The following is an 11,781-nucleotide window of genomic DNA, read 5'->3' on the forward strand; positions in this document are numbered from 1 at the left end:
AGGCAAGTTCACGGCAACCCAGTTTCCAGCAATGGCACGGGCGGCCGTGCATCCGGAAGAAGTCATCGGATGCACGGCCGCCCTCGCCGCTGTCGAGTCCGCAACATTGCAGGTCCATTAATTCGGGGGATCAGAAGTGAAACATCGAGGCTCCGTGCGCAACCGCCGCCTGTGCGGAATTGTGTCAGCAGTCCTGCTGCTGGCAATGGTCGCCACGGCCTGCACGCCTCCGAAGCCGGAGCAACAGGGTAAATACCCCTGGCATACGAATATTGTGGTCACCACCTTTTGGGTGGGGGAGGTCTTTGACCCTAACGCAGCGGACGGCAGCCAGGTCTTCTCCACCTATGACTCGCAGTGGATGGAGAGCTACGGCGGCTGTGATGGCCAGGTCACGTCCGGCGGATGCGAGACCGAAGCGCGATCGGGTTCAAACGGTTACGCGCCCAGCAGCTTCAAGCCCAGGGAGAACCCTTTTTACCTGGACCTTCCCTATGACGACATCAACAACGCGGCAGCCTTCCGCGAGCGGGCCAGCGTTATTCCCTGGGCCAACGACGAAGGGTACAAAGGCCAAGCCACCAACCGCTCCTTCAGCTACATGAAGAACCGCTGGGTCAAGATCCGCAAGGACGGCAAGGAGTGCTACGGCCAGATTCAGGACGCCGGCCCAGGGCAGTACCAGGACAAGGAGTACGTCTTCGGCCCAAACGACGCGCGGCCCGCCAATGAGAAATTCAACGGTGCCGGCATGGACGTTTCACCGGCACTCAACGGCTGCCTCGGCTTCAGCGACCTGGACGGCGAAGCGGACAAGGTCGACTGGCAATTCGTGGATTTACAGGACGTTCCGCCGGGCCCCTGGCTGGACGTGGTCACCACCAGCCAGGTGAAGTAGCGGCACACGCTCAGCCCATCCTGCCAGGGAGCCCGGATCCCAGGAGATCGGCGAAGCGCGTCGTGCCCTGGTCCACGCCGCTGCAGGTGAAGGACGCGTCCTGCCCCTGATCATTGGAAGGGCAGGGAGCATCGCGGTTGAGCGACCACATCGACAGTCGCTGCACACCCAGCCCCACCCCATAGTCTTTTAGGCCCCGGGCCGCGTCCAATTCGAAGATCTCGCCGGGCAGGTCATTGCGCCCGATCATGGGGGTGAGCCCGATCTTTTTCCAGACCTGTTCGCGGCTAAGGTTGACGCCCGCGCGCTGGTAGACGATGCCCAACTGGTCGTGGGTGGCGGCTGCCGCTGCTGTGGCGGCCTCCAACATCCCCTGGGAACTGCTGCGGCTGGCACCGTAGTTCATGGTCATGATGTTGACCCCGGACAGCTGGACGCCTGCCTGGAGCATCTGCTCCACGGCGCCTATGCCGGCATCGGTAAGTCCACGCGGGGAAGCCGGCAGCGTCAGCCAGACGGCGAGCCTTTGTCCCGACGCATTGCGGTCCCCTTGCAGGGAGGCCACCGCCTTGGCGCGGCGCTCGCTGGCGGCCTGGTCAAGGAGATCGGCGCCTTCCAGGTCGAAGTCGATGAACGAAGGCTCGTAGCGTTCAACAACGTCCCGGTAGGCAGTGCGGAGCTTGGCCTCGTCCTGGCACGCGGTGGCCAGTTCACGGTTCAGGGAACCGCCAAACGACACCGAGACAGACCCTCCCCGGGACCGAAGCACGGAAATCCGTTTGTCCAGGCGCAGGGCCGTACCTGCCTCTTCGAGGCCGTAGCCGGCGCCCCAGCTGGCCACGCAGGAGTCCTGGGGGGACGCTACAAGGAACGCCAGTACCACGTCCGTGCTGGCCGGCCCGGAGGGCTCTTCAAAAGCGTAGGGAGGCGACACGGTGACGTCCACATACCCGGCGAACCACGTCGGCTGTGCGGCGCCTGTGGCCAAGCCGGACCGCCAGGTCCAAAAGAAGATGACGCAGGCCAGGATGGTGGTTACGGCAACCGCCGCCGTCAGGGGGGTTGACGGCCGGCGAAGCCGTGGCCGCAGCCGTTGGCGGGAGCGCGGGCCGCCCGAACCTGGCGGCGGTGCGGGCTCCGCCTGCGCGTTGGCGGCCGGATCCGAGCCGCGGCTAAGTGCTGTCATATGGATCCCACGCCCCCCTTTGGTGTGCTTAGACACCATTTCACCACGGCCTGCCTACCGACGCTGTCTGACCGCCAGCCAACACGGGTGTTGTCAGGCGTACATCGAGTATCAATCCGGGTAGCGGACGAGTGGCACTGTGCCTGCCCGGCACCTGCCGGACGGAAAGACGGGTAGGCACCACTCGTGCCGCCGAACACTCTCCTTAATAGGCTTTGGATGTCGGATAGATACAGAGTTCCGGGGGAGAATCGGGTCTCAAAATGGGAATGGACGCACAATTGCGGGCGGAAGCCCGCAACCGTGCCCCTGAACGGCAGTTCGTGGTCAAGGCGGCAGGATTGCCCCGGCCATCGGTACTGGCTATGACTTTCTCTCCCGCTCTTGCCGACACCGCTGCCGTGAGGCAGCCAGCCCTGGCGCACAGGCCCGGGGCCCATGATCGGGGGTCGGTGGCGAACAAGCCTTTGAGACCAAGGCTTCCCCCCAGTCGTCACCGACCCCTTCGGGGTGTCAATCGATGAATCACTGCGGCCTGGGGGGATCCTCTTGCGGCCGGGCAACACGGATGTAAGAGGGGATATCTGTCATGAGGCAACGGCTGGAACCATTGGGGGGTCAGGGCGATCCGCTCCGGTCCGGGTTGACGAGGCAGCGAAAGCGGGCAACGCTCTGGGCAGTTTCGTCGCTGGCGGCGCTTGCCCTCTTCACGGGGTCCGCCGCCCTGGCGCCGAACAACGGCCCGGCTCCGGCCGGCAATGCACCGGGGCCACTGAAGAATTTTTCGGCACCCGTGGACACCAGCCTTGCGCTGACCACCGTCACTCTGACTTTCGACGGCGGGAGGGCCAGCCAGTTGGCCGCCGCCCAGGTCCTGAAAAGCAACGGATTGCGGGCGACGTTCTTCGTCAACTCAGGCTTCGTGGGGGCAAAGGACTACATGACAGTGGAGGATCTCCACGCCCTGGCTGCCGACGGAAACGAGATCGGCGGCCACACCGCAACCCTTGCTGACCTGACGGCGCTGGATCCTGACGAGGCCAAGCGGCAGGTCTGCAATGACCGTACGAACCTGACCGACTGGGGTTTTAAAGTGACCTCGTTCGCCTATCCTTTTGCCGCAAAGTCACCGGAGGCCGAGGCAACGGTGGCAGGATGCGGATACAACAGTGCGCGCAGCCAGGGTGATGTCCGTAGCAGCCTGGGCTGCGCGGATTGCGCCGTGTCCGAAACGGTGCGGCCGGCCGACGTCTTCAGCACCAGGTCGACGCCGGAAGTCGGTTCTGCCTGGACCATCAATGACCTGCAGCAGGCAGTCATGCAAGCGGAAACGGCGGGAGGCTGGCTGCAGCTGAGCTTTTTCGACATCGATGACAGCGGCAGCCCGCGGTCCGTCAGTCCGGCGCTGTTCAGCGACTTCGTTTCCTGGCTGGCTACCCGCACCGACGAGGGCACCACCGCCATCCGCACCGTCCACGACGTTATCGGAGGAGGGGCAAAGCCCGCCGTCGCCGGGCCCGCTGCTCCGCCTGCACCGCCGGGCGTCAACGCGCTGCGGAACCCCGGGCTGGAGACAGCAGGGAAATACGGACTGCCGGAGTGCTGGCAGGTGTCCTCATATGGCGAGAATTCACACGTCCTGAGTACATTGACCCCCGGACACAGTGGGGGCATCGCACGCCGGCTGGATGTCACCGGCTACGCATCCGGTGACGCGAAACTGCTGCCTGTCCTTGACCTGGGGGCCTGCGCGCCGAGCGCCGTTCCCGGCCACAGCTACACCCTGCGGGCGTGGTACACGTCCACGGCATCCACGCAGTTCGAGTTGTATTACCGCAACAAGGTTGGCACCTGGACCTATTGGACAGCCAGCCCATGGTTTCCTGCCAGCTCTGCCTACCGGCAGGCTGAGTGGACCGCACCACCGGTGCCGGCAGACGCCGTCGGCATCAGCTTTGGACTGAATCTGTTCAGCGACGGGGAGCTGGCTACAGATGACTACGAGATGTTAGACACGGGGACGCCGGTCGCCCCGTAATGCCCCGCCCGTTGCCAGCGCAGAGGCTTCCACGGGCTCGAAAAATAGAATCGAGTCGATTCCCATGAGGTTAAAGACTTCCGGGCGAATAGTAGGCCAGACTGACGTGGATGTCGTGCGGCACAGATTGCGAATATGGGCGCGAACGGCCGTGACGGCCATGGGCATCGTGGCCCTGGCCGTCTCCGGCCTGGCCGTGCTGGCCGTCCCGGCCCAGGCGGCGGCGCCCACCGTAGTGTCGTTGACGTTCGACGACGGCAATGCGGATCAGCTGAGCGCTGCCCAGATAATGAACAACTACGGCATCGACGGGACGTTCTTCGTTCCTTCAGGAAATGTCAACAATGCCGGCTACATGACGCTTGCGGATCTCCAGGGCCTCGCGGCCAGCGGCCACGAAATCGGCGGCCACACTGTGACCCACGCAGATCTCACCACCCTGCCTGCAGACGAGGTCACGCGTCAGGTCTGCAACGACAGGGTAAATCTGACCAACTGGGGATTCAGGGTGACGAGTTTCGCCTATCCTTTCAGCGCGGTTACTCCTGCCGTGCAGACCACAGTGAAAAACTGTGGCTATAACAGCGCACGTGCGCTCGGAGACATTCAATCCCGCTTTGGATGTTCGGGGTGTGCTTTTGCGGAAACCGTTCCTCCCCAAAATCCATTCCGGACCGCGGCATTGGATCAAGTGGATAGCCCGTGGACATTGGCTGATTTTCAAAACAGCGTTACCAGAGCTGAAAGTGTGGGTGGGTGGGTCCAATTTACTTTTCACCACATATCGTCCACACCCGGCCCGCTCAGCATTAGTCCCGCGCTCTTCACTCAGCTCGCTTCCTGGCTAAAAACCCGGCCGGCCACAACAACTGTCAAGACGGTGGACCAGGTCATCGGCGGAACCGTGAAGGCGGCCGTCTCCGGCCCGGCATTGCCCCCGACACCATCGAGCGGTAATCTCGTGAAGAATCCGAGCCTTGAGACCATGGTCAACGGCGTGCCCCAATGCTGGCAGGCAGGAAGCTATGGGACGAATTCCCACACGTTCACCACGGTGAGCCCCGGACGGACGGGGTCACGGGCAGAGCGCCTGGTGGTGACCGGCTACGTCGACGGCGACGCGAAGTGGCTGCCGTCCCTGGACCTCGGCGGATGCTCGCCGACAGCAACGTCCGGGCACACGTATACGCTGGGCGCCTGGTACAAGTCCACTACCAACACCCAGTTCGCCCTCTACTACCGGACCGGCCTTGGATACTGGGTCTATTGGACCTCGAGTCCGTGGTTCGGGCCCGCCACTACGTACCAAAAGGCCAGCTGGACCACGCCCGCGCTGCCTTCGGGAGCGAGCGGCATCAGCTTCGGACTCAACCTGTTCAGCAACGGAACCCTCACCACCGACGACTACGAAATGAACGACGTTGCGTCGTCCCCGCCACCGCCGCCGCCAGCGCCGGCCGGTACGAACCTGGTGCAGAACGCCAGCCTTGAAACGGCGGGCGCCGGTTCGACGCCACAGTGCTGGCAAACCGCCGGGTACGGTTCGAACACCGCGTCCTTCAGCACCGTCGCCACGGCCAGGACCGGGACAAAGGCGGAACGCCTCGCGGTGAGCAACTACGTGGACGGTGACGCTAAACTCCTGCCGACCCTGGACTCCGGATCGTGCGCGCCGGCCGCCGTCGCCGGCCATACGTATTCGCTGCGCGCCTGGTATACCTCCACGGCGGTGACGCAGTTCGCCGTGTACTACCGGAACTCTGCTGGAACCTGGACCTACTGGACGTCCAGTCCATGGTTCGCCGCGGCCGGCTCCTACACCCAGGCGAGCTTCACCACCCCGGCGTTGCCCGCCGGCGCAACCGCGATCAGCTTCGGGCTGAGCCTTTTCAGGAACGGCACCCTGACTACGGATGACTATGCCATGTACGACACGATTGGAGCGCCGTCACTGTGATAGCCGTCTACGTTGTCCTTGTCCTGGGAATCAGCACCATCTTCTGGTCACTCGTTGGGCTGCTGCGGCTGGCCAACGAGCAGTACATCCGACGGGTGACGCTGGGACCCCCACTGAGCGGGCGCGTCCTCGGGCTCCTGCAGCGATGGCAGCTGGCCAACCGGATTGGGTCCGGCATTCACGGCGTCCACGCGTTGCCGGCGCCAAGGACGCACCGCGGGGAGCTGCAACGGGAGCATGGCCGCCACCGTGCCAGGGACCCAAGGATCCTGCCGGCGAATGTTGCGGTGCTGATTGCCGCCCACAACGAAGCCCTGGTCATCAGGGAGACCATCCGGGCCGCCTCGGTGCTGGTGCCGCTCAGGAACATCCATGTGATCTCGGATATGTCCACGGACGACACTGCTGCCATTGCCCGAGCGGCCGGAGTCAAAGTGCTGGAACTCGAACCGAACAGGGGCAAGGCCGGTGCGCTTGCCGCCGGGATCGCCCACTTCGAACTGTGCCGGAAGTTCAAAGTGGTGATGCTACTTGACGCAGACACCAGGCCCAACCCTGACTACCTCGAAACCGGGTTGCCGCTGTTCATTGACCGGGACGTGGTTGCCGTGGCCGGCCGCGCCAAATCCATCATGACCCCGCCGGCACCTACGGTGCTCGGCCGTTTCCTGGTGGCCTATCGGGAACGGCTCTACATTGTGGTGCAGCTGCTGCTCAAATACGGCCAGGCGGCCAGGGGAGCAAACGTCGTTTCGATCGTGCCCGGCTTCGCCAGCATGTACCGGACAAATGCACTCGCGAAAATCAAGGTGCTGGCACCCGGGCTGGTCATCGAGGACTTCAACATGACGTTTGAGATCCATGCCAAGAAGCTGGGCCGGATCGCTTTCCACCCCTCAGCTGCCGTGGCCTATACGCAGGATCCGGACAACCTGCAGGACTACACCAGGCAGGTCCGGCGTTGGATCCTCGGCTTCTGGCAGACGGTGCGCCGGCACCGGCTGCAGGCCGGAAAATTCTGGTTCGTGCTGGTGTTCTACATCATCGAACTCGTCATTAGCTGCATGTTCTTTGTGTTGCTGATTCCGGTCTTCCTGCTGTCGCTCGTGGCGGCCATGCAGGTACAGGCATTCGGCGAGAACGGCGAATCCTTCCTGTACCTGTCCGGACTCATGCGTCCGCAGGACGTCATCCTGGGGGTCTTCCTCCCGGATTTCCTGCTGACTGTCATCGCGGCACTGGCACTCCGCCGGCCGGGGATCCTGCTGATGGCGCCGTTCTTTCCGTTCATGCGGATCCTCGACTCGGTCATCTGCCTGATGGTGCTGCCGCGGGCGTTCTCGGGGGCCTCATCGGGCGTGTGGGTCAGCCCGTTGAGGCGTGTCCAGGGGGAGGCCCTCGAGCTGGAGGAAGCCACGGCGGGCGCGGGAATCACCCACTAGCGCCGTCACCGGACCCCGGGCGCGGAAACGAAAAGCGCCCCTCCCGCAGGACACTGTGGTCCAGCGGGAGGGGCGCCTCAGGGTCCAGCGCGATGTTGCGGTTATCAGCTCACTCCGGAGGTGGTTTCCACGTTCAGCCACGGACCGGCCGGGACAGCGGCGCGGTCAACAAACCGCCACGAGACGTGATCGCCGCTGCCGTCCAGCTCGGCAAAGCCGAGGCAGCCGTTCAGGGCGGGAGAAACATCCATTCCCGCGCCTTGAGTGCCGTCGGCGGAGAAGTCGGTGTTGGCCGGGCGGGCCTCGGCTGCGCCGAAGACGTAGTTGGCATCATGGTATTCGGAACCGCTGGAAGGACCGGCATCTTCGATCTGTCCGTAGCAGACGTTGCCGTTGGGCCCGGTCATCTGCACCCAGTGGTTCTTCATGTAGGAGTAGTTGCCGTCCGCACAGTGGTCAACACCGGTGGCCGCATTGTCCGCGGCAGCCCACGGAATGACCTGGCAGCGCTGCTGGAACGCGACGCTGTCATTGATGTCGTCGTAGGGCAGGTCGAGGTAGAACGGGTTCTCCAGCGGCGTGGGCTGGTTCTTGGGGAAGTACCCGTTGGAGGCGTCGCGGGCTTCCGTGGCGCAGGCGAATGAGCTACCGGAACCGGAGCTCACGCCGTCGCAACCGCCGTAAATGCTGCCGGGGCAGCCGGAGGCCGAACCGGGCGTGGTGCCGGCGTTGATCCCGGTGTGCTGGAAGGCCCACTGGCCGTTGTACGTCGAGCAGACCTGGGAACCGTCGGCAAGGTTCGCGTTGAAGATTTCGCCCACCCAGAAAGTGGTGCTCACGATATTCGTGTGCAGCGGGTATTTGCTGGCGGCCGGTGCGGCCGCGGGTTCGGCGGCTGCCACTGCCACGGTGGCAGGAGCTGCTTCCGGGGCGGGAACCGCAGCGGGTGCAGGTTCCTCGACCTGGGCTGCAGCCGGGGCCGAACTAGGTGACGGTGAGGCCTTCGGTGTTGCCGGCGCTGCCTCTGCGCTGGCCGATGAAGGACTGGTGGAGGCCGACGGGCTGGGCGCCGATTCGGCGGCGCAGCCGGAGGTCAATACTCCGACAAGGAGGATCAACACAGCCATGATGGGGGTGGTCATGTGTTTCATTTTTATTGGGATACATATCTGTTTGGGGACATTAACAAGGCTGGCAGGTGCCGCTAAAGGGCACGCCAAGTACGGGTCATGACCGCCAGATTGGCGCAGCCGTGGCCGCGCCTAAGAATCATTGCTGGTGTGAAAACCAGCTGCGCCGCTTACTCCCCAGAAGCAGCCAGCAGGACCGTCAGGAGACCCGTGGAGACCGTTAACACCCGCCCCACTTTACACGGATGCCCGTGAGTAGCCTGAACGGGCCTGCGCGAGGCGGTCCGGGATATTCGAGTAGTCACTACTCACGCCAGCGCAAACAGTAGCTAGGTAGCGTAGGACTTGCTAATGCCGGCAGGTGGGTTGGGGGCGGTCCGGAACTTCACGCTCCGCGGCAAAGGAATCGACGCACCATGGACGTTTGGGCAGGAAATTCATCTTTCCCCCGGGTCATTCGGGAGGCCGAACTGCGGGCGGCAATCGGCGCGCTCTCCGGCTCCGTGAGTTCAGGAGTCATCGTTACAGGGGCTGCCGGCTCGGGCCGGACCAGGTTCCTTGCGGCCGCCGCCGAGGCGCTCTCCGGACAGCTAACCGTTGTTGCCCACAACATTCCCGAATCCTGCCGCCGGATGAAGTTCGGCATCGGCAGTGTGTTGGTGCCGGGCCTGCCGGCAGGGGCCAAGGTGTCGCCGCTGACCATTACCGGGGCCTGCCGCGATGCACTGCGGAGCCAGGATCCCGGAGCAACCGGCATCCTGATGGTCCTGGACAACGTGGACCACCTGGACGGTTCCTCGCTGTGGGTCCTGAACCAGCTTCTCTCGGAACCGGACATCAAGATGCTGGCAAGCCACCGTTCAGACCGGCAACTCCAGATGGAACTGATGGAATCTGTGGTGGCCCGGCAGTTGTCCGTCGTGACCCTGGAGGAACTGACGCTGGAGCAGCTCCGGACCTTCCTTGAGCACCGCTTGCCGGCCCGGCCCGACCGCGGCCTGGTGCGCGACATCCACGCCGCCTCCGGCGCCAACGCGTTAACGGCCAGCTGGCTTGTCGAGGAAGCCTTGGCGGGCGGCCAGATAGTGGAGCAGGACGGCAGCTGCGCCATGGTCCGTCCGCTGGGGCCCGGGGAAGCACGTCAATTTGACCTGGCCCGACGGCGGATTGAGGCCCTTCCGCCGGTCCAGCGCCAGGTGGTCGAATTCCTGGCGGCTGCTGATCCGGCTCCTCTATCCGTCCTTGCCCGGGTGGTGCCGGCGGAAGCCCTGGCCGCCTTGGAGCAGCGCCATGTGATCCGTCTTCAGATCAGGAGCAACGGCGGAGCGGACGTCACCCTCAACCACGAGGCTGAGGCCAGCGCGGCCCGGCATTTTCCCGGTAAGACGAAGCCGTTGGAGATGCAGGACACAGCCTCCGCACATTCCGGTCGCCCGGGGGAGGAACCGCTATGGGATCTCCTGCGCCGGGTGGAGGCGGCACTGGATGCCGGGTGGGCTGTTCCAGACCTGGATCTCCTGGCCGTGGCCACCACTGCGAACAACCTTTATGACAGTGAGCGGGCGCTGCGGGCGGCCGAAACCGTCAAAGCGCCCGAGCTCCAGCTGATGGCACAGACGGAGGCTGCCCGGGCCCTGTTCCATTCCCGACAGTACGGCAAGAGCGCGGAGTTGCTGAGGAGCCTCGTGGAAACGACGCCGGCCGTGCTCAGCATAGAGTTCGCCCGCGCGGTGTCACTGCTCCTGCAGGCGTTGATGCCGATGAATCCTGGCCGCGATGCGCTCAACGCCGTGCTGGACGGGGCAAGGCGGCGCCTGAGCCTTGCGGCCGCCGCGTCGGTTGGTGATTCGGCCGCCGATACCTACCAGAACGCCGTCCAGGATGAGCTGGACGTCCTGCAGCTGTTCCTGGAGTCACGGGAGGGGAACTGGCCAAGTCCGGGCGGCGAGCTGTTCCACCGCCTCTGTCCCGACGGTTTCTGCGAAAGCGGGCACGCAGGTCATGACGATGCACCGGGAACCCACGCCGGTATCCTGCTGCTGGCGCTGGCCTCCCAGGGACTGTCCGTGCGGGGAAAGTCCGCTGACGCCGTCGCGCTTTCCACCCGGGCGCTCAACGCGGTGGAGCGGCTGCCGCGGTGCAGCGTTGATTTCCACTCGACGGTGCTCACCATCCACGCCTCCAATCTCACGAGTCTGGGGCAGGCTCCCGGCGCCGGGGCTGCGGACGAACGTGCCGGCACCAAATGGATGAGCTACCCCGGAGGGCCGCTGCAACTTTTCCGGGCCATGATGTTTTGCCGGAATGCAACCGCCAGCCGTGCAGCCGTACGCGCGCAGGGGGCAGGTGGCGGAATATCCGGTGACCCGGATGACCTGCTGGCCCTCACGCTTGGCGCGCAGGCCACCGCCGAGTGGCTGGCCTGGGATCTGGCGCAGGCGCCGGGCCCCGCGGCTTCGCCGGTGGGCGGCCGGTCCGCCGACGGCGACGTCGCGGCCAAGCTCGCTGAAACCTACGCGTCCGTGGCACGGCCGGCCGTTACCGGCGCCGCAGGTCCGCCCCCGAGGACGCTCCGGAAACCGGCCAAGGCGCCGGGCGGCGGTGGCAGGGGCCGCAGGGCTTTTGAACTCCTGAATCTCGGCGTAACGGCACGGCCTGAGAAGCAGGGAAGTGAACAACCCGGCGACGGGGCTGCCGAATGGCGGTGGTCGAGTGACGGGAACAGTGGGCCGGTCTCCGGCGAAACACTGTCCGGCCAATCCGTGCCCGGCGCAACGCGGTCCGGCGGATCCGCGAAGAACCGGCTGGCCGTGGCCGATCCGGCCAAGCTTTCACAGCGGGAGCGTGAAGTGGCTGTACTTGTTGTCTCGGGCTTGGGCAGCGCACGGGTCGCGGCGGAACTCGGGATAGCCGTGAACACGGTAAACGCGCACCTGCAGAGGATCTACGGCAAGCTTGGGGTTTCCCGCCGCCAGGAGCTCGCTGAATTGTGGAAGAGCCTGGACGGGGCAGGGCGGTGATGCCGGGCCCGGAATCCGTGCCGGTCAATAGTGGGACAATTGAGGAGTAGCACCGCGGACCCAAGCGGTGTGCCTCGCCGTTGCAGTGAGCTGTCGGCAGGTCTTGCCTA

At 64.8% G+C, this 11,781-nt stretch carries 7 protein-coding genes; 5 read left to right on the forward strand and 2 right to left on the reverse strand.

Features of this window, described 5'->3' with window-relative positions; genetic code table 11:
* The first annotated feature begins 136 nt into the window (after window positions 1–136).
* A complete protein-coding gene (locus J7I79_RS09375; RefSeq protein WP_214952570.1) occupies window positions 137–898 on the forward strand; it encodes a hypothetical protein in 762 nt (253 codons plus the stop codon).
* A gap of 10 nt (window positions 899–908) precedes the next feature.
* Here the strand turns inward: J7I79_RS09375 and J7I79_RS09380 are convergent, their stop codons facing one another.
* Window positions 909–2,084 carry a chitinase gene (locus tag J7I79_RS09380; RefSeq protein ID WP_214952572.1) on the reverse strand — a complete coding sequence of 392 codons (1,176 nt, stop codon included), beginning with the start codon at window positions 2,082–2,084 and terminating at the stop codon, window positions 909–911.
* Window positions 2,085–2,673: 589 nt separating this feature from the next.
* Between J7I79_RS09380 and J7I79_RS09385 the strand changes: the two genes are divergently transcribed.
* The 3 genes from J7I79_RS09385 (at window position 2,674) to J7I79_RS09395 (ending at window position 7,521) form a co-directional block, all read left to right on the forward strand.
* A complete protein-coding gene (locus J7I79_RS09385) occupies window positions 2,674–4,122 on the forward strand; it encodes a polysaccharide deacetylase family protein (RefSeq protein ID WP_214952574.1) in 1,449 nt (482 codons plus the stop codon).
* 160 nt (window positions 4,123–4,282) lie between these two features.
* Window positions 4,283–6,079, forward strand: a complete 1,797-nt coding sequence (locus J7I79_RS09390; RefSeq protein ID WP_251042618.1) for a polysaccharide deacetylase family protein — start codon at window positions 4,283–4,285, stop codon at window positions 6,077–6,079.
* On the forward strand, window positions 6,076–7,521 hold the full coding sequence (locus tag J7I79_RS09395) for a glycosyltransferase family 2 protein (protein WP_214952579.1): 1,446 nt from the start codon (window positions 6,076–6,078) through the stop codon (window positions 7,519–7,521). Before J7I79_RS09390 ends, J7I79_RS09395 begins: the two co-directional genes overlap by 4 nt.
* A 104-nt stretch (window positions 7,522–7,625) precedes the next feature.
* On the opposite strand, the gene J7I79_RS09400 is transcribed toward J7I79_RS09395, so the two are convergent.
* Window positions 7,626–8,663: a hypothetical protein gene (locus J7I79_RS09400; protein ID WP_251042600.1), complete on the reverse strand. Its 1,038-nt coding sequence runs from the start codon at window positions 8,661–8,663 to the stop codon at window positions 7,626–7,628.
* A 404-nt stretch (window positions 8,664–9,067) separates the two neighbouring features.
* On the opposite strand from J7I79_RS09400, the gene J7I79_RS09405 reads away from it, so the two are divergent.
* Complete coding sequence (locus tag J7I79_RS09405) at window positions 9,068–11,671, forward strand: helix-turn-helix transcriptional regulator (RefSeq protein ID WP_214952582.1); 2,604 nt, start codon at window positions 9,068–9,070, stop codon at window positions 11,669–11,671.
* Window positions 11,672–11,781 lie beyond the last annotated feature (110 nt).

This window comes from Arthrobacter sp. ISL-69 (genome assembly GCF_018613775.1).
Classification (GTDB): domain Bacteria; phylum Actinomycetota; class Actinomycetes; order Actinomycetales; family Micrococcaceae; genus Arthrobacter.